Annotated in this window: 20 protein-coding genes and 1 tRNA gene; 19 read left to right on the forward strand and 2 right to left on the reverse strand. The window is 64.9% G+C overall.

Annotation, left to right across the window (positions count from 1 at the left end; genetic code table 11):
• Positions 1 to 66: 66 nt before the first annotated feature.
• Positions 67 to 143 (reverse strand) — tRNA-Arg (locus AB843_RS02965).
• A 581-nt stretch (positions 144 to 724) separates the two neighbouring features.
• On the opposite strand from AB843_RS02965, the gene AB843_RS02970 reads away from it, so the two are divergent.
• From AB843_RS02970 to trmB, 15 genes are all read left to right on the forward strand, one after another.
• Positions 725 to 2596, forward strand: coding sequence for an ABC transporter ATP-binding protein (locus tag AB843_RS02970; protein WP_048645307.1), 1872 nt, complete (start codon positions 725 to 727; stop codon positions 2594 to 2596).
• A gap of 134 nt (positions 2597 to 2730) precedes the next feature.
• The gene (locus AB843_RS02975) at positions 2731 to 4761 is read left to right on the forward strand and encodes a hydantoinase/oxoprolinase family protein (RefSeq protein ID WP_048645308.1); all 2031 of its coding nucleotides are present in this window, start codon (positions 2731 to 2733) and stop codon (positions 4759 to 4761) included.
• A gap of 97 nt (positions 4762 to 4858) precedes the next feature.
• Positions 4859 to 7057: a malate synthase G gene (locus AB843_RS02980; protein ID WP_048645511.1), complete on the forward strand. Its 2199-nt coding sequence runs from the start codon at positions 4859 to 4861 to the stop codon at positions 7055 to 7057.
• Positions 7029 to 7496 carry a GNAT family N-acetyltransferase gene (locus tag AB843_RS02985; protein WP_082143628.1) on the forward strand — a complete coding sequence of 156 codons (468 nt, stop codon included), beginning with the start codon at positions 7029 to 7031 and terminating at the stop codon, positions 7494 to 7496. The genes AB843_RS02980 and AB843_RS02985 overlap by 29 nt, the downstream gene beginning before the upstream one ends.
• Positions 7493 to 8173, forward strand: a complete 681-nt coding sequence (gene tsaB / locus AB843_RS02990; protein WP_048645310.1) for a tRNA (adenosine(37)-N6)-threonylcarbamoyltransferase complex dimerization subunit type 1 TsaB — start codon at positions 7493 to 7495, stop codon at positions 8171 to 8173. The genes AB843_RS02985 and tsaB overlap by 4 nt, the downstream gene beginning before the upstream one ends.
• A complete protein-coding gene (locus AB843_RS02995) occupies positions 8173 to 8658 on the forward strand; it encodes a GNAT family N-acetyltransferase (protein WP_048645311.1) in 486 nt (161 codons plus the stop codon). Before tsaB ends, AB843_RS02995 begins: the two co-directional genes overlap by 1 nt.
• A 136-nt stretch (positions 8659 to 8794) precedes the next feature.
• Positions 8795 to 9589, forward strand: a complete 795-nt coding sequence (gene olsA, locus AB843_RS03000) for a lyso-ornithine lipid O-acyltransferase (protein WP_048645312.1) — start codon at positions 8795 to 8797, stop codon at positions 9587 to 9589.
• Between the two features lie 99 nt (positions 9590 to 9688).
• Positions 9689 to 11077, forward strand: a complete 1389-nt coding sequence (gene miaB, locus AB843_RS03005; protein WP_048645512.1) for a tRNA (N6-isopentenyl adenosine(37)-C2)-methylthiotransferase MiaB — start codon at positions 9689 to 9691, stop codon at positions 11075 to 11077.
• A gap of 59 nt (positions 11078 to 11136) precedes the next feature.
• Positions 11137 to 12105: a PhoH family protein gene (locus tag AB843_RS03010; RefSeq protein ID WP_048645513.1), complete on the forward strand. Its 969-nt coding sequence runs from the start codon at positions 11137 to 11139 to the stop codon at positions 12103 to 12105.
• Between the two features lie 14 nt (positions 12106 to 12119).
• The gene (ybeY, locus tag AB843_RS03015) at positions 12120 to 12623 is read left to right on the forward strand and encodes an rRNA maturation RNase YbeY (RefSeq protein ID WP_048645313.1); all 504 of its coding nucleotides are present in this window, start codon (positions 12120 to 12122) and stop codon (positions 12621 to 12623) included.
• A gap of 27 nt (positions 12624 to 12650) precedes the next feature.
• The gene (locus AB843_RS03020) at positions 12651 to 13712 is read left to right on the forward strand and encodes a hemolysin family protein (protein WP_342021845.1); all 1062 of its coding nucleotides are present in this window, start codon (positions 12651 to 12653) and stop codon (positions 13710 to 13712) included.
• Between the two features lie 301 nt (positions 13713 to 14013).
• Positions 14014 to 15597: an apolipoprotein N-acyltransferase gene (gene lnt / locus AB843_RS03025; RefSeq protein ID WP_048645314.1), complete on the forward strand. Its 1584-nt coding sequence runs from the start codon at positions 14014 to 14016 to the stop codon at positions 15595 to 15597.
• A 131-nt stretch (positions 15598 to 15728) separates the two neighbouring features.
• Entirely contained in the window at positions 15729 to 16142 is a 414-nt protein-coding gene (locus tag AB843_RS03030; RefSeq protein WP_048645515.1) for a helix-turn-helix domain-containing protein, read from the forward strand.
• Between the two features lie 208 nt (positions 16143 to 16350).
• Positions 16351 to 17628 (forward strand): methionine adenosyltransferase, encoded by a 1278-nt coding sequence (gene metK, locus AB843_RS03035; protein ID WP_048645315.1) that lies wholly within the window; start codon positions 16351 to 16353, stop codon positions 17626 to 17628.
• Between the two features lie 69 nt (positions 17629 to 17697).
• The gene (trmB, locus tag AB843_RS03040; protein ID WP_048645316.1) at positions 17698 to 18426 is read left to right on the forward strand and encodes a tRNA (guanine(46)-N(7))-methyltransferase TrmB; all 729 of its coding nucleotides are present in this window, start codon (positions 17698 to 17700) and stop codon (positions 18424 to 18426) included.
• A 7-nt stretch (positions 18427 to 18433) separates the two neighbouring features.
• Here the strand turns inward: trmB and AB843_RS03045 are convergent, their stop codons facing one another.
• The gene (locus AB843_RS03045; protein WP_048645317.1) at positions 18434 to 18682 is read right to left on the reverse strand and encodes a hypothetical protein; all 249 of its coding nucleotides are present in this window, start codon (positions 18680 to 18682) and stop codon (positions 18434 to 18436) included.
• A 167-nt stretch (positions 18683 to 18849) separates the two neighbouring features.
• Between AB843_RS03045 and rimP the strand changes: the two genes are divergently transcribed.
• Genes rimP through infB form a run of 4 tightly spaced genes read left to right on the forward strand, consistent with a single transcriptional unit; the run spans position 18850 to position 24401 of the window.
• Positions 18850 to 19539 carry a ribosome maturation factor RimP gene (rimP, locus tag AB843_RS03050; protein WP_048645318.1) on the forward strand — a complete coding sequence of 230 codons (690 nt, stop codon included), beginning with the start codon at positions 18850 to 18852 and terminating at the stop codon, positions 19537 to 19539.
• Between the two features lies 1 nt (position 19540).
• Entirely contained in the window at positions 19541 to 21166 is a 1626-nt protein-coding gene (nusA, locus tag AB843_RS03055; RefSeq protein WP_048645319.1) for a transcription termination factor NusA, read from the forward strand.
• 32 nt (positions 21167 to 21198) lie between these two features.
• A complete protein-coding gene (locus AB843_RS03060) occupies positions 21199 to 21834 on the forward strand; it encodes an RNA-binding protein (RefSeq protein WP_048645320.1) in 636 nt (211 codons plus the stop codon).
• Positions 21831 to 24401, forward strand: a complete 2571-nt coding sequence (gene infB, locus AB843_RS03065) for a translation initiation factor IF-2 (protein WP_048645321.1) — start codon at positions 21831 to 21833, stop codon at positions 24399 to 24401. The genes AB843_RS03060 and infB overlap by 4 nt, the downstream gene beginning before the upstream one ends.
• Positions 24402 to 24531 lie beyond the last annotated feature (130 nt).

Raw genomic sequence — 24531 nt, forward strand, 5'->3', positions numbered from 1 at the left:
TTGCTGCGCCTCGGCGTTCACCGCAATGCGGCGGCTCTGAGCGGATTTGTTTCTGACCTTTGGAACTGGCGCACCCGACAGGATTCGAACCTGTGACCTTCGGCTTCGGAGGCCGACACTCTATCCAGCTGAGCTACGGGTGCATTCGGTGTTCAGATAGTGATCGCGACCTAACATGGCCAATCACAAATCCAACTTCGTAACAACTCAAACCGAGCGAAGCAAAAAAGCTCTGCCGATTGTCGCCGTTCGTACTCTACACACTCCTTCAATTTGCTTCCGTGGTGCTTCCGTGACCACGGAAGCGGTCTCTCTGCTTCCTTCGAGTTCGACCAACCCTTTGGTTTCCCTCGATTTCTTCGACAACCGCCTCTAGCCCACTTGACTTAGCCTTGCCTTCGGAGGGCAGCGCTCTATCCAGCTGAGCTACGGGTGCCGGGCCAAGTGTCGCGCGGCAAACTTGCCGGAACGACGCCTACATAGCCGAACCGCGGGCCAGCATCAACGGTGAAATGGAGGCGCCTGCTTGACCGCGCCGGCCCGGCGTCAGACCGACGGAGACAGGATGACATGCCCGTCCCGTCGCATTGCCGCCATTGCCAACAGTCGCGCCGATGGTGCTTTCGCTGGTCCCGCAATCACTTTTCAGGCGCTCAAACGGCGCGGATCGTGGTATGCGCCAGGAACAATGTCCAGAACACCCGCCATCGCAGGACCATCCTGAATGCCCAGAGCCTATAGCGGCGGCGATCGGGGGCCGGCCGGGCGCTCGTTCCGGGAACGGCTCGGCGCGCTGAGGAATATCGGCCCCTTCCTCGCCATGGTGTGGCGGACGAGCCCGCGGCTCACCGTGACCTCGCTCATCCTGCGGCTCGTGCGGGCGTTGCTGCCCGTCGTCACCCTCTACATCGGCAAGCTCATCATCGACGAGGTGGTGATGCTGGTGCAGCTGGCGCAAAAGCCCGCCTCGCTCGGCGCGTGGATCGACAGCGGCCTCGTCAATTGGCTGGGCGCGCTGCTCCTGGCCGAGTTTGCGCTGGCAGTGCTGTCCGACATTCTGGGCCGCGTCGTCTCGCTGGTCGATAATCTGCTGTCCGAGCGCGTGTCGAACGCTTCCAGCGTGCGCCTGATGGAGCACGCGGCGACCCTCGACCTCGAGGATTTCGAGGATGCGGAGTTCCAGGACCAGCTCGAGCGCGCCCGCCGGCAGACCAGCGGCCGCATGACGTTGATGGGCCAGCTTCTCGGCCAGGCCCAGGACATGGTGACGGTGGCCAGCTTCGCCGCCGGCCTGCTGATCTATGCGCCATGGCTGATCGTGCTCCTGTTCGTCGCGCTGGTGCCAGCCTTCCTCGGCGAGGCGCATTTCAACGCGAAAAGCTATTCGCTCGACTATGCCCGCACGCCCGAGCGGCGTGAGCTCGACTATGTGCGCCAGACCGCAGCCAGCGTCGAGACGGCAAAGGAAGTCAAGATTTTCGGGCTCCATCGCTTCCTGATCGACCGCTACATGCAACTGGCGAAGGATTTTTACGCCGCCAACCGCCGGCTGGCGCTGCGGCGCGCCTCCTGGGGCGGGCTGTTCACGGCGCTCGGCACGATCGGCTATTACCTCGCCTATGCCTACATCGCCTGGCGCACGCTGGAAGGCGCCTTCACCATCGGCGACCTGACCTTTCTCGCCGGCTCGTTCCGCCGCCTGCGCACCCTGCTCGAAGGGCTTCTGTCCAGCTTCTCGACCGTGGCGGGGCAGGCGCTTTATCTCGACGATTTGTTCACCTTCTTCGCGGTCGAGCCCGAGATCATGTCGCCGGAGAACCCGCTTCCCTTTCCGCAGCCGATCGGTGAGGGCTTCGTGTTCGAGGATGTCGGCTTTCGCTATCCCGGCGTCGAGCGCTGGGCGGTGCGCCACCTCTCCTTCACGATCCGTGTCGGCGAAGTGGTGGCGCTGGTCGGCGAGAACGGCGCCGGCAAGACGACGCTCGTCAAGCTGCTCACCCGCCTCTACGACCCCGACGAGGGCCGCATCCTGCTCGATGGCCGCGACCTGCGCGATTACGATCTCGACGAATTGCGCGGCAATATGGGCGTCATCTTTCAGGATTTCGTCCGCTACAATCTGAGCGCCGCCGACAACATCGCCGCCGGCCGCATCGATGCCCGGGGCGACCGCGCCCGCATCGAGGAAGCGGCGATGCGCAGCCAGGCCGACGAGGTGATCGCCAGGCTTCCCGCCGGCTACGACCAGATGATCGGCAAGCGCTTCAGGAAGGGCGTCGAGATATCCGGCGGCGAATGGCAGAAGATCGCCATCGCCCGGGCCTATATGCGCCAGGCGCAGGTGCTGATCCTCGACGAGCCGACGGCGGCGCTCGACGCGCGCTCGGAATACGAGGTGTTCCGGCGCTTCAAGGAACTGTCCGAGGACAAGACGGCGGTGCTGATCTCGCACCGTTTCTCCAGCGTGCGCATGGCCGACCGCATCCTCGTTCTAGCCGACGGCAGGGTGGAGGCATCCGGCACCCATGACGAGCTCGTCGCGCAAAACGGCCGTTATGCCGAGCTGTTCGAACTGCAGGCGGCGGGTTACCGTTAGCGTGGACCGGACACCAACGTCGCGGCTTGGCATGTAGCAAGGTCGTGCCTTGCGCCATCACCGCCCCTTTCGCCGCTCGGCGGCATGGGGTAAAGCCGTGCCTGGCGTCACAGCTTACAGGCCAGGCACCGGCAATGAATGATACCACGGCATCCCCAGACACTCTTATGCTCGGCATCGATACGGGCGGCACCTACACCGATGCCGTCCTGTACAGCGAGCGCTCCGGCGTCGTCGCCAAGGCCAAGGCGTTGACGACGCGGCATGATCTTGCCGAGGGGATCGCCGGTGCCGTCGATGCCGTGCTGGCGCGTGCGGCGGCCCGGCCCGGCGCCATCGGCCTCGTCTCCATGTCGACGACGTTGGCGACGAATGCGCTGGTCGAGGGGCAGGGCGGGCGCGTCGCCCTGGTCATGGTCGGCTTTTCGCCGGCCGATCTCGACCGCGCCGGCCTGCGCGGCGCGCTGGGCTCAGACCCTGTCCTGTTCCTGCCCGGCGGTCATGATGTCCACGGCAATGAGACGCCGCTTGAGCTTGGCGACCTCGAACGGCAGGTCGAGGCGTTGGCGCGCGATGTGACGGCATTCGCCGTCTGTGCCTATTTCGCCGTGCGCAATCCGGCGCATGAAATCGCCGTTCGCGACCTGATCCGCGCCGCCACGGGCCTGCCGGTGACGGCGAGCCATGAGCTTTCGGCCCAGCTCGGCGGGCCGCGCCGGGCGCTGACCACCCTGCTCAATGCGCGCCTCGTCTCGCTGATCGATCGTCTCGTGGCGGCGACGGAAACCTTCCTGGAAACGCGCGGCATCGCCGCCCCGCTGATGGTGGTGCGCGGCGACGGGGCGCTGGTCTCCGCCGCCTTCGCCCGCGCCCGGCCGATCGAGACGATCCTGTCGGGACCTGCGGCAAGCCTTGTCGGCGCGCGGCATCTGACCGGCCTGGCCAATGCGCTCGTCTCCGACATCGGCGGGACGACCACGGACATCGCCGTCCTTCAGGACGGGCACCCGCGCATCGATCCCGAAGGCGCCAGCGTCGGCGGCCATCGCACCATGGTCGAGGCCGTCGCCATGCGCACCTTCGGGCTTGGCGGCGATTCCGAGGTGGCGCTTGAGGAAGGCACGCTGCAGCCGCGCATCCTGCTGGGTCCGCGCCGGCTGGTGCCGCTGTCGCTGGCCGCCCATCTGCATGGGGATACGATCGTCGAGACGCTGGAGCGGCAACTCGGCCGGCCGCTCGTCGGTCGCCAGGATGGCCGCTTCGCCTGCCTGAGTGGCGTGCCGCAGCAATACGCCGCCGGCCTGACGTCGGGCGAACAGGCCCTATACGAGCGGCTCGAAAGGATACCCCAGCCGCTCGAGAGCCTGCTGGTCTCCAACGCGCAGATCGCCACGTTGGGGCGCCTGGTTTCGCGTGGCCTGGCGCTTTTGGTCGGTTTCACGCCGTCGGACGCCGCCCATGTGCTGGGCCGCCAGTCCGGCTGGAACGCCGAGGCGGCGCAATGCGGAGCGGCGCTTTTCGCCCGCCGGCGCGATGGCAATGGCGATGCGCTGGCGCCTTCGGCCGAAGCGCTCAGCGTCCAGGTTCTGGCGTGCCTGACGCGGCGTTCGGCCGAAGTGCTGCTCGAAACGGCCTTGTGCGAGGACGGGCTGGATGGCGGTGCTCTGGCCTTGCATCCGCTGGTGCGCCACGCGCTGGATGACACGCAGGGCCTGGTGCGCCTCGACATCGCGCTGGACAGGCCGATCATCGGTCTCGGCGCGTCCGCCCCGCTGCACTATGCCGCGCTGTCGGGCCTGTTTGGGCAGGAATGCATCCTGCCAGAGCATGCGGATGTGGCCAACGCCATCGGCGCGGTGGTCGGCCAGGTGCGGGTGCGGGTCGAGGCTCACATCGGCCAGCCGCGCGAAGGCGTGTTCCGCGCCAGCACCACCGGTGCGATGCGCGATTTCCAGGATGAGGAAGAGGCCATCTCCTTCGCCGAGGATGTCTTGCGCACCGAGGCGCGCATGCGCGCCGTCGCCGCCGGCGCGCATGAGGCCGAACTGCGCGTCGCGCGCGATGTGCGGGCGGTCGATGCGGATGGGCGGCGCAATTTCGTCGAGGCTTTCGTTATCGTCGAGGCAACGGGCCGCCCGCGGGTCGCCCGCCATCGCGATGCTTGAGGATGCATCTTGTGCCTTCCGGCGAATTGACCCGATGCGCCGGGCGTGGTGAAAGCAGGCAACGGATTTGACCTGCGGGAAGAGGAGTATGGGCCAGATGACGAACCGCGTTGAGCTTCATGGATTGGGTGTTGCGGAAGAACTGCACGACTTCGCCGTCAACGAGGCCCTGCCGGGAACCGGCGTTGAAGCTGACGCGTTCTGGGCGGCCTTTGCCGAGATTGTCGCCGAAATGGCGCCGCGCAACCGCGCCCTGCTCGACACACGCGATGCGATGCAGGAGAAAATCGATGCCTGGTATCGCGCCAACGGCGCGCCAGCGGATTTTGCCGTCTACAAGGCCTTCCTGTCGGAGATCGGCTACCTGCTGCCGGAAGGGCCGGACTTCAAGGTGACGACCGAGAATGTCGATCCCGAGATCGCCGAGGTCGCCGGGCCTCAGCTCGTCGTGCCGATCATGAACGCGCGCTTCGCGCTCAATGCCGCCAATGCCCGCTGGGGTTCGCTCTACGACGCACTCTACGGCACCGACGCGATTGCCGAGGCGGACGGTGCGGAGAAGGGCAAAGGCTACAATCCCAAGCGCGGCGAGAAGGTGATCGCCTGGGCGAAGGATTTCCTCGACCAGAGCGTGCCGCTGAAGGGAGCCAGATGGGCCGATGTCACCGGCCTGCGGGCCGACAACGGCAAGCTGGTCGCGGTGACGGCCGGCGGCGAAACGGGTCTTGCCGATCCCGGCCAGCTTGCCGGCCTGCTGAAGGACGATCTGTGCGAACTGCAGGTGCTGCTGCGCCGCAACGGGCTGCTGATCGAGATACTGGTCGACCGCACCTCCGAAATCGGTCGGTCGGATTTGGCGGGGATTTCCGACGTGTGGCTGGAATCGGCGCTGACCACGATCATGGACTGTGAGGATTCGGTCGCGGCTGTCGACGCGAAAGACAAGGTCGTCGTCTACCGCAACTGGCTGGGCCTGATGAAGGGCGACCTGGCCGAGGAAGTCACCAAGGGCGGCAAGACCTTCACCCGCAAGCTCAATCCGGACGCCGCCTACAAGACGCCCGATGGTCGGGACTTCATGGTGAAGTGCCGCTCGCTGATGCTGGTGCGCAATGTCGGCCACCTGATGACCAATCCGGCCGTCCTCGATGCAAAGGGCGACGAGGTGCCGGAAGGCATCATGGACGCCATGTTCACCGCGCTGATCGCCCTGCACGACATCGGTGCGAACGGCCGGCGCATGAACAGCCGCGCAGGCTCCATGTATGTGGTGAAGCCGAAAATGCACGGGCCGGAGGAAGTGGCCTTCGCCGTCGAGCTGTTCGGCCGCGTCGAAAAGGCGCTCGGCATGGCGCCGAACACCATCAAGATGGGCATCATGGACGAGGAGCGGCGCACCACCGTCAATCTGAAGGAGTGCATCCGCGCCGCCAGTGATCGCGTCGTCTTCATCAACACGGGCTTCCTCGACCGCACGGGCGACGAGATCCACACCTCGATGGAAGCCGGCCCGATGATCCGCAAGGGCGACATGAAGCAGGCGCCCTGGATTTCGGCCTACGAGAACTGGAATGTCGACATCGGGCTCGAATGCGGCCTGTCCGGCCATGCGCAGATCGGCAAGGGCATGTGGGCCATGCCTGACCTGATGGCCGCCATGCTGGAGCAGAAGATCGGCCATCCGAAGGCCGGCGCCAACACCGCCTGGGTGCCCTCGCCGACGGCGGCCACCCTGCACGCCACGCACTACCACAAGGTTGACGTGCACGCGGTGCAGGCGGCGCTGAAGGATCGTCCGCGCGCCAGTCTGTCGGACATCCTGTCCGTTCCTGTCGCCGTGCGCCCCAACTGGACGCCGGAAGAGATCCAGAAGGAACTCGACAACAACGCGCAGGGTATTCTGGGCTATGTGGTGCGCTGGGTCGACCAGGGCGTCGGCTGCTCGAAAGTGCCGGACATCAACGATGTCGGCCTGATGGAGGACCGCGCGACGCTGCGCATTTCCTCGCAGCACATCGCCAACTGGTTGCACCATGGCGTGACCGGCGAGGCACAGGTGATGGAGACGATGAAGCGCATGGCCGCCGTGGTCGACCGGCAGAACGCCGGCGACCCGCTGTACCGGCCGATGGCGCCGGACTTCGACCATTCGATCGCCTTCCAGGCCGCCTGCGACCTGGTGTTCAAGGGCCGCCAGCAGCCGAACGGCTATACGGAGCCGGTGCTGCATGCGCGAAGGCTGGAACTCAAGGCTCGGGACAAGGCCGATGTTGCGACTGCGACCGCCAGCGCCTGACGAAGGCGCCGCGTTGACCGAGCTCTGCCTGCGTTCGAAGGCGGTGCATGGCTATGACGCCGCCTTCATCGAGGCTTGCCGTGCCGAACTGACGGTCGATCCCCTGAACCGGTCCGCGTCGATCGTCGTCGCCGAGCTTGATGGTGCCTGCGCTGGAATGGCCGAAATCACCGTGCAAGGCGGCGAGGCCGAGCTCAACAAGCTGTTCATCGAGCCGGCCTGCCAGGCGAGGGGCATCGGCAAGGCGCTGCTCGACTGGGCGAAAACGGAAGCGGCATGCCGCGGCGCGCGGGCGCTGGTCTTCGACGCCGATCCCGGCGCGGCGGCGTTCTACGAGCGCCAGGGCGCCGTGCTGACGGGCCGGTCGCCTTCGGGCTCCATCCCCGGCCGGTTTCTGCCGCACTATCGGTTGCTCTTGCCGGATGCGGCAGCGCCGTGAGGATCCTCGCCATCGATACGGCCGCCAGCCTCTGCGCGGCATCCATTCATGACACCGCTGCGGATACCGAGCTGGGCCGCAGTGTGCTCGATCTCGGCAAGGGGCACGCCGAGCATGTCATGGCCGTCATCGATGCGGCGCTGGGCGCGGCTGGCTGCACCTATCAGGCGCTCGATGCCATTGCCGTCTGCGTCGGCCCCGGCTCCTTCACCGGCGTGCGGGTCGGCGTGGCGGCGGCGCGTGGGCTCGCCCTGGCGCTGCGCATTCCGGCCATCGGCGTCAGCACGCTGGAGGCTCTGGCGGCCGAGGCGCGCGAAACCTTCCCCGAGCGCCCCGTCCTGGTGGTGCTCGGCCAGCGCCGCGAACAGCTTTTCGCCGCCGGCTTCGGCGCCGACGGTGACGTTCTGCTTGAGCCCGCAAGCTTGTCGGCCGATGATCTGGCGAACTGGGCAAGGCGGGAGAATCCGGTTCTGTGCGGAAGCGCCGCGTCTCTGGTGGCCGAGGCGGGAGCGATGGATTTCACCATGGGAGCGATGGACGCCACGGCTGACATCGCCACCTATGCGCGTCTCGCGGCGGCAAAGGGAGCGGGCGCGGAAAAGCCGAAGCCGCTTTATCTGCGGGCGCCGGACGCCGCGCCGCAGCAGAATTTCGCGCTGCCGCGCAAGGGGGCGTGATGGCGCTGTTTTCCAAACGACTGGAACATGCGGTGCGCCCGCTCGAAGTCGCCGACAGCCTGATCCTCGCCGATCTGCATGCCGAGGATTTCGCCCGGCCGTGGAGCGATGCGGAGTTTGAATCGCTGCTCTCGCAGACCACGGTTTTCGGCTTTGCCGTCTTGCCGCTCGGCAAGCGCCCGGGTGCGCCCACCGGCTTTGTCCTGGCGCGCCAGGCGGCTGATGAGGGCGAAATCCTCACCATCGCCGTCTCGCGGAGCCAGCGCCGGCAGGGCCTTGGGCGGCAATTGATGGATGCGGTGCTGCGCAAGCTGCACGCCGACAGGGCTGCGGCCCTTTTCCTCGAGGTGGAGGAAAACAATGCGCCGGCCATCGCGCTCTATCGCCGTCTCGGCTTTCACCAGGTCGGCGGACGGCCCGACTACTATCGCGACGCCAAGGGCGCGCGCAGCGGCGCGCTTGTCATGCGCCGGGACCTTCGTTAGAGCGCCATGCGTCCATTCGGACGCATAAAGGACGCTCTATCTCTTTGAATCTACACATCGTGCTTTCCGAAAATCGATTCCGATTTTCGGGCCGATGCTGTAGAGCGACGATCTAACGGAAAGGCGGCAGCGGCTGATGTTCAGCACAATTCGTTTCCTCATCGCGATCCTGATCATCGCTCTCTACACCCTGCCGCTTCTGGTGGTGCAGGAGATCGCGCTGCGCACGCCGCTGATGAGCGACCGGCGCATTCCGCAACTCTGGCACCGGTGGACGTTGCGCGTTCTCGGCGTGAACGTTCATGTCGATGGTGTTCCGGTCAGGGACCGACCGTTGCTGATCGCCGCCAACCATGTCTCCTGGCTGGATATCCTGGTGCTGGGTTCGCTCGATGGCGTGCATTTCATCGCCAAGGCGGAGATGCGCCGCTGGCCGATCCTCGGCACCTTCGCCCGGCAGCAACGCTCCGTCTTCGTCGAGCGCGACCGCCGTGGCACCTCGCCTCAGCAGGCGCGCGAGATTGCCGAGCGCCTGGCCGATGGGGATCCCATGGTGCTGTTCGCCGAGGGCACGACCGGCGATGGAAACCGGCTCCTGCCCTTCAACAGCACGCTGTTCAGCGCCGCGCAACTGGCGCTGGCCGCGTCGCAGACGGAGCGGGTCACGGTGCAGCCTGTCGCCATCGCCTACACGCGCAAGGGCGGGCTCCGGCTCGACCGGCGCGAGCGCGCCCAGATCGCCTGGATCGGCGATACCGACCTCGTGCCGCATCTGCGATCCGTGTTTGCTGCCCGACCCCTCGATGTCGCGGTGCGCCATGGCGAGGCCATCCCGTTCGCCGCGCAGGGAGATCGCAAGAGCGTCGCCCGCCAGGCCGAGGTCCAGGTGCGCGGCATGCTGGCCGTCATGCTGCGCGGCGACAATTCCTGAGGGATTGGCCGCGCGGCAAAGAATCGTCTGTTTTTTGACACGCAAAAACGTTAGGAAACCGGCATGGAACAGAATTATACGCCGGAAACTGGCGGCGAAATGGCCCTGCGCGATGCGGATGAAACGCGTCGTGATGGCAAGAAGGTTTTTGTCAAAACCTATGGCTGCCAGATGAATGTCTACGATTCGCAGCGCATGTCCGATGCGTTGGCGGCGGACGGCTATGCGCCGACCGACAGGATCGAGGAGGCCGATCTGGTCCTGCTCAACACCTGCCATATCCGCGAGAAAGCGGCCGAAAAGGTTTATTCCGAACTTGGCCGCATTCGGCAACTGAAGCACGAGCGCAGCCTTTTGGGGCGCGAGACCGTGGTTGGCGTGGCAGGCTGCGTCGCCCAGGCCGAGGGGCGCGAGATATTGCGCCGCGCCCCGGCCGTCGATCTGGTGATCGGGCCGCAGACCTACCACCGCCTGCCGGCGGTGGTGAAGCGCGCGCTTGGTGGCGAGAAGATCGTCGAGACCGACTACGCCATCGAGGACAAGTTCGAGCACCTGCCCGCGCCGCAGAAGAAGGTCGTGCGCAGCCGTGGGGTGACGGCCTTCCTGACCGTCCAGGAGGGTTGCGACAAGTTCTGCACCTTTTGCGTGGTGCCCTATACGCGCGGGTCCGAGGTATCGCGGCCCGTGGCGCAGATCCTCGCCGAAGCCGAGCAACTGGCCGATGCCGGGGTTCGCGAACTGACCCTGCTCGGCCAGAACGTCAATGCCTGGCATGGCGAGGGCGCCGTCAATGGAGGCGCATCGCGCGAATGGGGCCTGGGCGAGCTCCTGTTCCGGCTGGCCGAAATCCCCGGGCTCGCCCGGTTGCGCTATACGACGAGCCATCCGCGCGACATGGATGACGCGCTGATCGCCGCCCATCGTGACCTGCCGGCGCTGATGCCCTACCTGCACCTGCCGGTGCAATCGGGCTCGGACCGCATCTTGAAGGCGATGAACCGCCGCCACACCGGCGACGATTATCGCCGCCTGATCGACCGTATTCGCACGGCCCGGCCCGATATCGCCATGTCGGGCGATTTCATCGTCGGTTTTCCCGGCGAGACGGACGCGGATTTCGACGACACGATGCGGCTCATCCGCGACGTGACCTATGCGCAGGCCTTCTCGTTCAAATACTCGCCGCGGCCGGGCACGCCGGGCGCCGAACTGGGCGATCAGGTGCCTGAAAACGTCAAGAACGAGCGCCTGCAGGCCCTGCAGGCCCTGTTGCTCGAACAGCAACGCGGGTTCGCCGCCAGCCTCATCGGCAAGACGATGGACGTGCTGCTCGAAAAGCCCGGTCGCGAGCCCGGACAGCGCGTCGGCCGCTCGCCTTGGCTGCAGCCGGTGATTGTTGATGAAAAGGCCGGCGAAATCGGCGACATTGTCAGGGTTCGAATCACCGAAGCGGGCTCGAACAGCCTGTTTTCTGAAGCGGTGTTTTAAAGGAGAGGCGTTTGACCGCCAGCACTGAGTTGAAGAACCTGCCCTCCGGGGCGTCGGACATGGCGCACATCGTGCTCACCTTCGATAACAACAAGCTGGCCAGCGCCCTTTACGGGCCTTTCGACGAGAACCTGGCGCGCATCGAGCAGACGCTCGGCGTCGACATCCGCTCGAAGGGCAACCAGCTTTCGGTGAAGGGTGACAGCGTGGCCGCCACGCAGGCCCGTCGCGCGCTGGATTACCTCTATGAGATGGCACAGGGCGGCGCCGAGATCGCCGCCTCCGACGTCGATGGCGCGGTGCGCCTGGCCATCGCCGCCGACGACCAGCTGGTCCTGCCGACGCTGGAGGGCAAGGGAAAGCTGGCGGCGGCGCAGATTTCCACGCGCAAGCGCACCGTTCACGCCCGCTCGGTCAATCAGGATGCCTATATGCGCGCCCTGGAGCGCTCCGAGCTTGTCTTCGGCATCGGTCCCGCCGGCACCGGCAAGACCTTCCTGGCGGTTGCCTATGCGGCGATGCTGCTCGAGCGCGGCGCCGTCGACCGCATCATCCTGTCGCGCCCGGCGGTGGAAGCCGGCGAGCGGCTCGGCTTCCTGCCCGGCGACATGCGCGAGAAGGTCGATCCCTATCTGCGGCCCCTGTACGACGCGCTGTATGACATGATGCCCGCCGACAAGGTGGAGCGGGCGCTGGCCGCCGACGTCATCGAGATCGCCCCGCTGGCCTTCATGCGCGGCCGCACGCTGGCCAATTCCGTCGTCATCCTCGACGAGGCGCAGAACACCACGCCGATGCAGATGAAGATGTTCCTGACCCGTCTGGGCGAGAACGCGCGCATGATCGTCACCGGCGATCCGAGCCAGATCGACCTGCCGCCGAACACGAAATCGGGGCTCGTCGAGGCGTTGGAAGTTTTGACCGAGGTGCCCGGCATCGTCACCGTCCGCTTCGACGACAAGGATGTCGTGCGCCATCCGTTGGTCGCGGCGATCGTCAGGGCCTATGATCGCCAGGCGCGGGGCTGACCCGGACGAGACTGATGAACGCCACCATTCCCGCCGGGGGCGGGGCCGAGATCATCCTTGACTATGCGATCGAGGCGGGCGCCTGGCCGGCCGAGGATGCCCTGCTCGCGCTGGCGCGCCGGGCCATCGGCGCGGCCATTCTCCGCAGCGATGCGCAACGTGATGAAAGGGTGTCGGTCAGCCTGCTGTTCACCGACGACGACGAGATCAGGGAGATCAACCGGCAATGGCGCGGCAAGGACAAGCCGACCAATGTGCTGTCCTTCCCGGCGGCGCAGCCCGCCATTGCCGGACCTGTTTCTTCCTCGCTCGGCGACATCGTCATCGCCTATGAGACGGTCGCGCGGGAAGCTGGCGAAGAGGCCAGGTCTTTCGAAGATCATCTGACTCACCTCATCGTTCACGGTTTTCTGCACCTCCTGGGCTATGATCACGAGACGGATGAAGAGGCTGAGGAGATGGAAGCGCTGGAGAGGAATATTCTCGAAAGTCTTGCCATCGCCGATCCATATGCATAACTGAAGGGTGCAATCGACCACAGGGCCATGACAGAGAACACGATGATCGCCGCGGGCGAGACGCCGGGCGGCGAGACGAACTCTCCCGAGGAGGGAGACGAGGGATCGAGTAGATCCACATATGGCGCCGGCAATGGCCGCCTTTCCCTCTGGGAGAGGATGATGGCCACGCTTGGCCTGCGCAACGGTTCGTCGCTGCGCGACGACCTCGCCGATGCGCTGTCCCAGCACACCCATGACAACACCGCCTTTTCGCCCGGCGAGCGGGCGATGCTCAACAACATCCTTCGCCTGCGCGAGTTACGCGTCGAGGACGTGATGGTGCCGCGGGCCGACATCGAGGCGGTCGAGCTTTCAACGACGCTTGCCGATCTCCTGAATGCCTTCGAGCGGTCCGGCCATTCGCGCATGCCCGTCTATGGCGAAACGCTCGACGATCCGCGCGGCATGGTGCATATCCGCGACGTGGTCGGGCATTTGATCCGCGCCTCGCGCCCGAAGCGCGGCCGCGGCAGGGCCAAGGCGCTTGACGCTTCGAGCTTCGACCTCAGCAAAGTCGATCTGGCCAGCACGATCGGCGAATTGAGCCTGATGCGCACGCTGCTGTTTGTTCCTCCCTCCATGCTTGCCTCCGACCTGATGGCGCGGATGCAGGCCACCCGCACGCAGATGGCGCTGGTCATCGACGAGTATGGCGGCACGGACGGTCTGGTCTCCCTGGAAGACATCGTCGAAATGGTGGTCGGCGACATCGAGGACGAACATGACGACGACGAGGCGCCGATGATCGAGGAGGTCGGCGACGGCGTTTTCGTCGTCGATGCGAAGGCCGAGATCGTGGACGTTGCCAAGGCCATCGGCGAAGCCTTCCATGCCGAGGAGCACACCGAGGACGTCGATACGATCGGCGGCATGATCTTCAACGCGCTCGGTCGGGTTCCGGCCCGCGGCGAGGTGGTGCAGGCGATCCCCGGTTTCGAGTTCCAGGTTCTCGACGCCGATCCGCGCCGCGTCAAGCGGGTGCGCATCGTCCACAACCGCGCCTCCGAGAGGCGTCGCCGCGTGGTCAAGCCCACCGACGCACAATAGCATTTTGCAGTCAGGTGGCGTCACCTGACGTCCGCACAAATGCGGAGAACAAAAAAGATAGAGCGTCCTTTGCGCGTCCAGATGGATGCGCGGCGCACTATAGCATTTTGCAGTCGGGTGGAATCACCTGACGTCTGCACAAATGCGGAAAAATAATGAGATAGACTGGTGCAGACGGCGGCTCAGCCGTCCGTCGCCACTCTGTCTTGTGAAGCTTTGGCGAAACCGCTCGATAGGGTTTTGCCGCGCTGCGATGTGCTGATACTCCTTGACGCCTGATTCGTGCTGCGCGGATATATTCATGGAGAGCCTTGCCGGACGGGTGATTTTGCTGAGCGGGTGGCGCCGCGCTCTGCTCGCTTTTGTCGCCGGCGCCGGCGCCGCGCTCGCTCACCCTCCCTTCGACTTCTTTGCCGCCTGCTTCATCGCTTTCCCCATTCTCGTCTGGCTGCTCGATGGGGCGGTGGGCAGCGGGCGCGGCCCGTTGACGCGCCTTCTTCCGGCATTCACGACGGGCTGGTGGTTCGGTTTCGGCTATTTTCTGCTCGGCTTGTGGTGGATCGGCAATGCGCTGCTGGTCGATGCGGATAATTTTGCTTGGGCGTGGCCTTTCGCGGTGGTGGGATTGCCCGCTTTTCTGGCGCTCTTCTATGGCCTCGCAGCTTTCCTGGCGCGCCTGGCCTGGTCCGGCGGCATCTTCCGTCTTGTTGCACTTGCGCTTGCCTTTGGCTTGGCCGAATGGCTGCGCGCGTTCGTTTTCACGGGATTTCCCTGGAATGCGATCGGCTATGCGGCGATGCCGACATTGCTTGCGATGCAGTCGGCTAAATTTTTTGGCCTGGACGGCATGAACATTCTCGCGGTCTTCGTGTTTTCCGTTCCCGCCCTGCTCGGTACCCGGCGCCACCTGGCGTTTGGCGCGGGCGTTGCGACATTGTGTATCGCGCTGCAGCTGGCCTATGGATATGTGCGCCTGGCCCATACGCTGGAAGTCGGCAAAACCCTGGCTGTTCGCATCGTCCAGCCATCCATCACGCAGAGCGAGAAATGGGATACGGCCGAGCAGGATCGCATTTTCAAGATCCTTCTCGATTTGTCGTCCGGCCCCGGCGTGAACGGGGATCTGCGCCCCGAGGTCATTTTGTGGCCGGAGACGGCAGTGCCCTTTCTGTTCACCGACCGTCCGGAGGCATTGGCCCAGCTTGGTAGCCTGGTCGATGACGGTCAGGTGCTTTTGACTGGCGCCGTGCGCAGCGAGGGCGGCGACAGCCCGGGCGACGCCCGGTACTACAATTCGGTCGTGGCGATCGCTTCCGACGGCACGATAACCGATGCGGTGGATAAGACCCATCTGGTGCCGTTCGGCGAGTATGTGCCCTTCGGCAGCCTGTTGAAAAAGCTTGGGATTGGCGAGATCGTGCAATCCGCGGGACCGTTTTCCCAAGGCGCGCCACGCCACGCGATCACGATTGGAGAAGGGGTGCGGGCGCTCCCGTTCATCTGCTACGAGATTATTTTTCCAGACCTGGTTAACGGTGCCGGCGGCAAAGCCGACCTGCTGCTCAATGTGACCAATGATTCTTGGTTCGGGGTCTCGCCGGGGCCTTATCAACACTTTCGTCAGGCGCGCTTGCGGGCGATCGAGACAGGGCTTCCGCTGATCCGGGCGGCCAACAACGGCATTTCCGCCGTGGTTGATTCCGATGGTCGCATTGTCGATGCTTTCGACCTCAATGCCGTGGGAACACTAGACGTCCAGGTGCCGCTGCGCAGAGGAGAATATTTTTCTTTCGGTCAACCCGGAACCAATGGCGCCATTGTTGCGTTGTGTTTCGGGGTTCTGCTTGTCCTGAGGAGTATCGTCCAACGCTTTAGACCGAATTGACACAGCGCCATTCGGGTACGCATAGTGTGTAAGCCGACTACTCCGATACCGCATTTGTCAAGCTTGGGGCTGAGACAAGGTTTCGGGCGGGTCGGTCAATGGCAACCCCGTGCCGGATGGCGAGGGAATATATGAACAAGAATAAGAAAAAACCGAATCCGATCGATATCCATGTTGGCGGTCGGATAAGACTTCGAAGAAACATGCTCGGAATGAGCCAGGAAAAACTTGGTGAAAGCCTCGGGATAACTTTCCAACAGATCCAGAAGTACGAGAAGGGCACGAACCGCGTTGGCGCCAGCCGCCTTCAGGCGATAGCGTCGGTTTTGAGTGCGCCGGTGTCGTTCTTCTTCGAAGGGGCACCGGGGGAGGACACGGGTGCCGCGGGCGGAATGGCTGAGGATGGCGCATCGTTCGTCGTCGATTTCCTGAGCAGCAGCGAAGGGGTTCAGCTCAACCGCGCCTTCGTCAAGATCTCCGATCCGAAGGTTCGACGCAAAATCATCGATCTGGTGAAGGTGTTGGCCGCCGAAAGCCAGGATTGAGGCCATGCCTCCATCCAACCGGCTTTAGAAGGACTGATTGCGGCAAAGGCCGCGGCACAGGGGGACGGGCGCACGCGCCCCTTCCCCTTCTGCTTCTTTTTTGAGATGCGCGCCGGCGATCCTAGCTTGACCTGAACGGGCGAGCTTGGCTAACAGGAGGGCGCCTGTTGCCGACGTTCCGATCGGCTTCTTCTCAGAGGGGACACCCGTGGCACGCAAGACCTATCTCTTTACAAGCGAATCCGTTTCCGAAGGCCATCCCGACAAGGTGTGCGACCGCATTTCCGACGAGATCGTCGACCTGGTTTACCGGGAAGCGAAGAAATCCGGCATGGACCCGTGGAAAGTGCGCGTGGCCTGTGAAACGCTTGCCACGACCAACCGCGTGGTCATCGCCGGCGAAGTGCGCGTGCCGGAAACGCTGCTGAAGCACGGCAAGGATGGCAAGGTGGTGATGGACGCCAAGGGCAATCCGCTGATCAACCCGGCGCGTTTCCGCTCCGCCGCGCGCCGCGCCATCCGCGCCATCGGCTACGAGCAGGACGGCTTCCATTGGAAGACGGCCAAGATCGAAGTGCTGCTGCACGGCCAGTCGCCGGACATCGGCCAAGGCGTCGACAGCGCTGCCGACCGGCAGGGCGAGGAAGGCGCGGGCGACCAGGGCATCATGTTCGGCTACGCCTGCCGCGAGACGCCGGACCTGATGCCGGCGCCGATCTACTATTCGCACAAGATCCTGCAATTGCTCGCCGACGCGCGCAAGGAAGGCAAGGGCGATGCCGGCAAGCTCGGACCCGACGCCAAGGCGCAGGTGACCGTCCGCTACGTCGACGGCAAGCCGACGGAAGTGACGGAGATCGTCCTCTCCACGCAGCATCTCGACGAGGCCTGGGACAGCGCGAAGGTGCGCCAGGTGGTCGAACCCTACATCCAGGAAGCGCTTGCCTCGGGCGGCATTTCCGTTGCGGCCAATTGCAACTGGTACATCAACCCGACCGGCAAGTTCGTCATCGGCGGCCCGGACGGCGACGCCGGCTTGACCGGCCGCAAGATCATTGTCGATACCTATGGCGGCGCGGCCCCCCATGGGGGCGGCGCCTTTTCGGGCAAGGATACGACCAAGGTCGACCGCTCGGCTGCCTACGCGGCCCGTTACCTTGCCAAGAATGTGGTGGCGGCAAACCTGGCCGAGCGCTGCACGATCCAGCTTTCCTATGCCATCGGCGTCTCCCAGCCGCTGTCGGTCTATGTCGACCTGCACGGCACCGGCCGGGTTTCGGAGGAAGAGGTGGAGGCAGCCGTTCGCCAGGTGATGGACTTGTCGCCGAGCGGCATCCGCCGCCACCTCGATCTCAACCGGCCGATCTACGCGCGCACGGCGGCCTACGGCCATTTCGGTCGCAAGGCGAGCCGCGACGGCGCCTTCTCCTGGGAGCGCACCGATCTGGTCAAGGCGCTGAAACAGACTGTCGCACAGGCTGCATAAACAGGTCTGCGGCGCCGGGGATCCATCGGGTTGCGCGGCGCCGCGGGCGAGTTTGCTGGGAATTTTCGAATGGCCGAAGAGCGGCGCAAGCGGGCCACGGAAGCCTTTTACGGCCGCCGGCATGGCAAGACCCTGCGCCCGAAACAGGGCGCGGCGCTGGAGGTGTTTCTCGCCACGGCGCTGATCGATCTTCAGCGCGATCCGCCCGCCGACCTGGGATCATTGTTCGCCGATCCGGTCGAAACCGTGCGGCTGGAGATCGGCTTTGGCGGCGGTGAGCATCTCTTCAGTGAAGTCGCACGCCATCCGCAGACCGGCTTCATCGGCGTCGAGCCCTTCGTCAACGGCATGGCCAAGATGGCCTCGGCGATCGTTGATGCCGGCGGCCTTCCCGGCAATCTGCGGGTCTACAATGACGATGCGACCGTCCTGCTCGACTGGCTGCCGGAGGGCGGGCTTTCAGGCATCGACCTTCTGTATCCCGACCCGTGGCCGAAGAAGCGGCATTGGAAGCGGCGGTTCGTCAGTCCGGTCAATCTCGACCGTTTCGCCCGCGTCCTGCGGCCGGGCGGGCTGTTCCGCTTTGCCTCGGACATCGACACATATGTGGATTGGACGTTGCAGCATTGCCGCGCGCACCCGGCTTTCGAATGGCGGGCAGGCAGCGCCGAGGACTGGCGCACGCCTTATGGTGGCTGGCCCGGCACGCGCTATGAAGCCAAGGCCGTTCGCGAGGGGCGGACGCCGGCCTATCTGACCTTCCGCCGCATAACGATGGAAGAGATGGCGCGCCAGTAGCTGCGCATCAGTAACGGCGCATTGCGTAAAACTGCTCCGGATCGATGCCGAGGCGCTTCAGGTCTGCTTCCTTGGCGCGCCGGCGGTCGCGCACCGCCGCCGAAACCGCCACGGCGCTCTCGACGACCCCGAAGAACTCCCCGATGCCGTTCATGAATCTGCGGCCGATCATGATTGTCTTCCTTTTCTTGTGCGTCGCAACATAGATAGAGGCTGCAATGCCTTGAAAGAAGTGATGAATCGGCAGGGCTGCCATGCAATTGTGCGATGCAACATCAATCGATGGCGACGGCATGGCCCATCGGGCCTTGAAAAGAGGGGCTGTCTCGGCTATATCCCCAGTCAAATTCTTGGTCACTATGACGGAGAGTGGGTCCCGCCGGTCCCGCTCTTTTTTGTTAAGGGCGTTTGCCCGGAGGTTTGATGACGGCAGTTTCAGGGGACATGATCGGTGACGACCGGCTCATCCGCGAAAGCGGCATCGAGGCGCGGGTGGCCGCCATCATCACCCCGGTTCTGGGCGCCGTCGGCTATCGCCTGGTGCGCGTGCGGATGACCGCGCAGGAGGGCGCCACGCTGCAGATCATGGCCGAGCGCCCCGACGGATCGATGACCGTCGAGGATTGCGAGGAGGTCAGCCGGGCCCTGTCTCCGGTGCTCGATGTGGAAGACCCCGTCGACACCGCATACCAGCTCGAAATCTCGTCGCCCGGCATCGACCGGCCGTTGGTGCGCAAATCTGATTTTACCGCCGCCGTCGGCCATCTCGTCAAGATCGAGACCTCGGAACTGCTCGAGGGGCGCAAGCGCTTTCGCGGTTTCGTCGTCGAGAGCGACGAGGAGACGGTGACCATCGAGCCGGAAACGGCCGAGGGCGAGGAAGACGAAGCCTTTCTCTATGGCATTCCCTTCCAGGCGATCGCCGAGGCGCGGCTGGTCCTGACGGACGAGCTGGTCCGCGATGCCTTGAGGCAGGACAAGGAAGAGCGCCGTCAGCGCAAGCGCGACCGCCGCCCTTCCGCAAGTGAAAGGGCCGCCCAGCGGTCCGCCAAGGACAACGGAACTGAGCTGGCCCGGGACGAAGACCCCGGAACCCACGCCGAAGGAGAGTGAAATGGCAGTCAGTGCGAACAGGCTGGAGCTTCTGCAGATCGCCGACGCGGTGGCCCGTGAAAAGTCCATCGACAAGCAGATCGTCATCGCCGCCATGGCTGATGCGATCCAGAAGGCTGCTCGGTCGCGCTACGGTCAGGAGACCAACATTCGCGCCGACATCAACGCGCAGACCGGCGAGATGAAGCTGCAGCGCCTGATGGAAGTCGTCGAGGAGGTCGAGGAGCCGGCCCGCGAGATTTCGCTGAAGGACGCCCGCACCCGCAACCCCGACGCCCAGGCCGGCGACTTTATCGCCGAACAGCTGCCGCCGATGGAGTTCGGCCGCATCGCCGCCCAGTCGGCCAAGCAGGTCATCGTGCAGAAGGTGCGCGAAGCCGAGCGCGATCGCCAGTACGACGAATACAAGGACCGCATCGGCGAAATCGTCAACGGCACGGTCAAGCGCGTCGAATACGGCAACGTCATTGTCGATCTCGGCCGCGGCGAGGCGATCATCCGCCGCGACGAGCTGATCCCGCGCGAGATCTTCAAATATGGCGACCGCGTGCGTGCCTATGTCTATGACGTGCGCCGCGAGCAGCGCGGCCCGCAGATTTTCCTGTCGCGTACCCATCCGCAGTTCATGGCCAAGCTGTTCACCATGGAAGTGCCGGAAATCTACGACGGCATCATCGAGATCCGCTCGGTCGCCCGCGACCCCGGTTCGCGCGCCAAGATCGCTGTTATCAGCCATGATTCCTCGATCGATCCGGTCGGCGCCTGCGTCGGCATGCGCGGCAGCCGCGTCCAGGCTGTGGTTGGCGAGCTACAGGGCGAGAAGATCGACATCATTCCGTGGAACGAGAACGCGGCGAGCTTCATCGTCAACGCGCTGCAGCCGGCGGAAGTCGCCAAGGTGGTGCTCGACGAGGATGCCGAGCGCATCGAGGTGGTGGTGCCCGACGACCAGCTGTCGCTGGCCATCGGCCGCCGTGGCCAGAATGTGCGCCTCGCCTCGCAGCTGACCGGCTGGGACATCGACATCCTGACCGAGGAAGAGGAATCGCAGCGCCGCCAGAAGGAATTCACCGAGCGCTCGGGGCTCTTCATGGATGCCCTCAACGTCGACGAGATGGTCGGCCAGGTGCTGGCCTCGGAAGGTTTTTCGAGCGTCGAGGAAGTGGCCTTCGTCGAATCCGGCGAGATCGCCTCCATCGATGGCTTCGACGACGATACGGCCGAAGAGATACAGATGCGCGCCCGCGAATACCTGGACCGCATCGAGGCCGAGCGCGACGCCAGGCGCAAGGAGCTGGGCGTCGAGGATGAGCTGCGCGAACTGCCCGGCATGACCACCGCCATGATGGTGGCGGTCGGCGAGGACGGCGTGAAGACCATCGAGGACTTCGCCGGCTACGCGGTCGATGACCTGGTCGGCTGGAAAGAGCGCAAGGACGGCGAGACCAAGTTCGAGGCGGGTGTTTTCTCCGATCTCGAGATTTCGCGTGTCGAGGCCGAGCAGATGGTCGTCGCCGCCCGCGTGAAGGTCGGCTGGATCACCGAGGAGGACTTGGCAGCCGAGGCCGCCGAGACCGAAGACGGTGAGGAAGCTGCCGCCGAAGGCGTGGAAGCTGCGGAAGCCTGAGATGGGCCTGACCGGGAGATATCGTGGACGAGATGAACGACCGCACTTGCATCGTCACGCGCACAGCGCGGCCGGCGGAGGACCTGATGAGGTTCGTCGCCGGGCCGGACGGCATGGTCGTGCCCGATCTGAAGCGAAATCTTCCCGGGCGCGGCTGCTGGGTCACCGCTGACCGCGCGCATGTCGACCAGGCGGCCAGGAAGAACCTTTTTGCCCGCGCGCTGAAGACGGCGGTCAAGCCGCCGGCCGATCTGGGCGGAATGGTCGATGATTTGCTCGCCAGGGCCGCTCTTGGCGCTCTTGGTCTTGCGCGCAAGGCCGGTGCCGTGGCATTGGGTGCGGCCAAGGTCGAGGCTTCGGTGCGCAGCGGCAAGGCCGTTTCGGTCCTGCACGCACGGGAAGCCTCGGAAGATGGCGTGCGCAAGATCGCTTCCGCCCGGCGCTCGGTTGTCCATTTGGGCGGACCGGAGGTGCCGGCATACAAACTCTTTTCAGAGCAAGAATTGAGTTTGGCATTGGGGGCAACAAATGTGATACATGCTGCCGTGTTCGGGCGGGACGCGGGCAAGGCGGCGCTGAAACGCGTGGTGGCGCTCGAGAGATTTCGAGGCGATTTCGCGGAAAACCCGGCAGCGGTTGCGCTAGGCACCGCAGAGGATGTGGAATGACGGATACGAAAACCGGTGACGACAAGACGCTGAGCGTCAATACGAAGAAGACGCTGACGCTGAAGCGGCCCTCCGTCGAGCAGGGCACGGTGCGTCAGAATTTCTCGCATGGACGCTCCAAGTCCGTCGTTGTCGAGACGAAGAAACGCAAATTCTCGCGGCCTGACGAGCCGGCCGCCGCTCCAGCGGCGCCAGCGCCGGTCAAGCCGCGCCCGATCGTCCAGACGCCTCAGGCCCAGACGAGAGAGCGCCCGCGCCCTTCGCCGAACGCCGGCGACCGCTCGGGCGTCGTGCTGAACTCGCTTTCCAGCGGTGAATTGGAGGCGCGTCGCCGCGCCCTGCAGGATTCCAAGGTGCGCGAGGCCGAGGAGCGCGTGCGCGCCTTGGAGGACGCCAAGCGCCGTGCCGAGGAAGACGCTCAGCGCCAGCGCGAGCGTGAAGATTCCGCACGCCGCCAGGCAGAGGAAGAAGAGCGTCTGAAGGTCGAGGCGGAAGCCCGCCGCCGCTCCGAAGAGGAAGCGCGCCGTCGCGCACCGGTGGCCGATCAGGCCATCGTCGTGCCCGAGGATGACGACGAGGGCAAGTCCAAGAGCAAGGGCCTGCCCGTCAAGCGTGTCACGCCGACCAAGACCGAGGTCGCTCCGCGTCCGGCCAAGCCGCGCACGGAAGATGAGCGCCGGCGCGGCAAGCTGACCCTCAACAAGGCGCTGTCCGACGATGGCGAGGCCCGCGGCCGTTCGCTGTCCTCGATGCGCCGCCGCCAGGAAAAATTCCGCCGCGCCCAGCATCAGGAGCCGCGCGAGAAGATTTCCCGCGAGGTCGTCCTGCCGGAGACCATCACCATTCAGGAACTGGCCAGCCGCATGGCCGAGCGGGCCGTCGATGTGGTGAAGTACTTCATGAAAGAGGGGCAGATCCTCAAACCCGGCGACGTGATCGACGCCGACACCGCCGAGCTGGTGGCCGAGGAATTCGGCCACACGGTCAAGCGCGTCGCCGAATCCGACGTCGAGGAAGGGCTGTTCAACATCGCCGACAAATCCGAGGACATGAAGTCGCGTCCGCCCGTGGTCACCATCATGGGCCATGTCGATCACGGCAAGACGTCGCTGCTCGATGCCATTCGCCACGCCAACGTGGTGTCCGGCGAGGCCGGCGGCATCACCCAGCACATCGGCGCCTATCAGGTCGTGCAGGACGGCCAGACGATCACCTTCATCGACACGCCCGGCCACGCCGCCTTCACGGCCATGCGCGCCCGTGGCGCCGAAGCAACGGACATCGCCATCCTGGTGGTTGCCGCCGATGACAGCGTGATGCCGCAGACGATCGAATCGATCAACCATGCCAAGGCGGCAGGTGTTCCGATCATCGTCGCGATCAACAAGATGGACAAGCCGGAAGCCAACGCCCAGAAAGTGCGCACAGAACTGCTCCAGCACGAAGTGTTCGTCGAATCCCTGGGCGGCGAGGTGCTCGATGTCGAGGTGTCGGCCGTCAAGGGCACGAACCTGGACAAGCTTCTCGAAGCCATCGTGCTGCAGTCCGAGGTTCTCGAGCTGAAGGCCAATCCGGACCGCACGGCCGAAGGCGTCGTCATCGAGGCGAAACTCGACCGTGGCCGCGGCTCCGTTGCCACCGTCCTGGTGCAGACCGGCACGCTGCATACCGGCGACATCATCGTTGCGGGCAATGAGTGGGGCCGCGTGCGCGCACTGGTCAATGACCGTGGCGAGCAGATGAAGGAGGCTCCGCCCTCCATGCCGGTCGAGATCCTTGGCCTTCAAGGCACGCCGCAGGCCGGCGACCGCATCGCGGTCGTCGAGAGCGAAGCGCGTGCCCGCGAGATCGCCGAGTATCGCCAGCGTCTGGCCCGCGATAAGTCGGTGGCCCGCCAGGCGGGTCAGCGCGGCTCGCTCGAACAGATGATGTCGCAGCTTCAGGACAGTGGCCTGAAGGAGTTCCCGCTGATCATCAAGGGTGACGTGCAGGGCTCGATCGAGGCCATTTCGTCGGCGCTCGAGAAGCTCGGCACGGAGGAGGTGCAGGCGCGCATCGTGCATGCCGGCGCTGGCGCCATCACCGAAAGCGACGTCTCGCTGGCCGAAACCTCGGAAGCGGCCATCATCGGCTTCAACGTGCGCGCCAACAAGCAGGCGCGCGACGCGGCCGAGCAGGCCGGCATCGAGATCCGCTACTACAACATCATCTACGACCTGGTGGATGACATCAAAGCGGCCATGTCCGGCCTTCTGTCGCCCGAGCGCCGTGAGACTTTCCTCGGCAATGCCGAGATCCTCGAGGTCTTCAACGTCTCCAAGGTCGGCAAGGTTGCCGGCTGCCGGGTCACCGAGGGCAAGGTGGAGCGCGGCGCCGGCGTGCGTCTCATCCGCGACAGCGTGGTCATTCACGAGGGCAAGCTGAAGACGCTGAAGCGCTTCAAGGACGAGGTTTCCGAAGTGCCGGCCGGTCAGGAATGCGGCATGGCCTTCGAGAATTACGAGGACATCCGTGCCGGCGATGTCATCGAGGCGTTCCGCGTCGAGCATATCACGCGGACCCTCTGATCCCGTCCGGATCGACTTTTGGCGGGGCGCATCGTCGCCCCGCCTGTTTCGTCCGGCATCCCGCTCTTCGATTTCCTTGATTTGCTGATATCCGCCAGACGGGTAGAATAGAGCATTCCCGCAAGAAGGT

The sequence above is a fragment of the Nitratireductor soli genome (genome assembly GCF_001050155.1).
GTDB classification, from domain to species: domain Bacteria; phylum Pseudomonadota; class Alphaproteobacteria; order Rhizobiales; family Rhizobiaceae; genus Nitratireductor; species Nitratireductor soli.

Bases quoted from the DNA above. Each gene is read 5' to 3' on its own strand.
- AB843_RS02995 (WP_048645311.1), top strand. From the start codon at position 8,173: ATGGCGCTGTTTTCCAAACGACTGGAACATGCGGTGCGCCCGCTCGAA.
- rimP (WP_048645318.1), top strand. From the start codon at position 18,850: ATGACGGCAGTTTCAGGGGACATGATCGGTGACGACCGGCTCATCCGC.
- olsA (WP_048645312.1), top strand. From the start codon at position 8,795: ATGTTCAGCACAATTCGTTTCCTCATCGCGATCCTGATCATCGCTCTC.
- AB843_RS02980 (WP_048645511.1), top strand. From the start codon at position 4,859: ATGACGAACCGCGTTGAGCTTCATGGATTGGGTGTTGCGGAAGAACTG.
- AB843_RS03010 (WP_048645513.1), top strand. From the start codon at position 11,137: ATGGCGCACATCGTGCTCACCTTCGATAACAACAAGCTGGCCAGCGCC.
- trmB (WP_048645316.1), top strand. From the start codon at position 17,698: ATGGCCGAAGAGCGGCGCAAGCGGGCCACGGAAGCCTTTTACGGCCGC.
- infB (WP_048645321.1), top strand. From the start codon at position 21,831: ATGACGGATACGAAAACCGGTGACGACAAGACGCTGAGCGTCAATACG.
- miaB (WP_048645512.1), top strand. From the start codon at position 9,689: ATGGCCCTGCGCGATGCGGATGAAACGCGTCGTGATGGCAAGAAGGTT.
- nusA (WP_048645319.1), top strand. From the start codon at position 19,541: ATGGCAGTCAGTGCGAACAGGCTGGAGCTTCTGCAGATCGCCGACGCG.
- AB843_RS03020 (WP_342021845.1), top strand. From the start codon at position 12,651: ATGACAGAGAACACGATGATCGCCGCGGGCGAGACGCCGGGCGGCGAG.
- AB843_RS02985 (WP_082143628.1), top strand. From the start codon at position 7,029: ATGTTGCGACTGCGACCGCCAGCGCCTGACGAAGGCGCCGCGTTGACC.
- AB843_RS02975 (WP_048645308.1), top strand. From the start codon at position 2,731: ATGAATGATACCACGGCATCCCCAGACACTCTTATGCTCGGCATCGAT.
- AB843_RS02970 (WP_048645307.1), top strand. From the start codon at position 725: ATGCCCAGAGCCTATAGCGGCGGCGATCGGGGGCCGGCCGGGCGCTCG.
- AB843_RS03030 (WP_048645515.1), top strand. From the start codon at position 15,729: ATGAACAAGAATAAGAAAAAACCGAATCCGATCGATATCCATGTTGGC.
- ybeY (WP_048645313.1), top strand. From the start codon at position 12,120: ATGAACGCCACCATTCCCGCCGGGGGCGGGGCCGAGATCATCCTTGAC.
- AB843_RS03045 (WP_048645317.1), bottom strand. From the start codon at position 18,682: ATGGCAGCCCTGCCGATTCATCACTTCTTTCAAGGCATTGCAGCCTCT.
- AB843_RS03060 (WP_048645320.1), top strand. From the start codon at position 21,199: ATGAACGACCGCACTTGCATCGTCACGCGCACAGCGCGGCCGGCGGAG.
- lnt (WP_048645314.1), top strand. From the start codon at position 14,014: ATGGAGAGCCTTGCCGGACGGGTGATTTTGCTGAGCGGGTGGCGCCGC.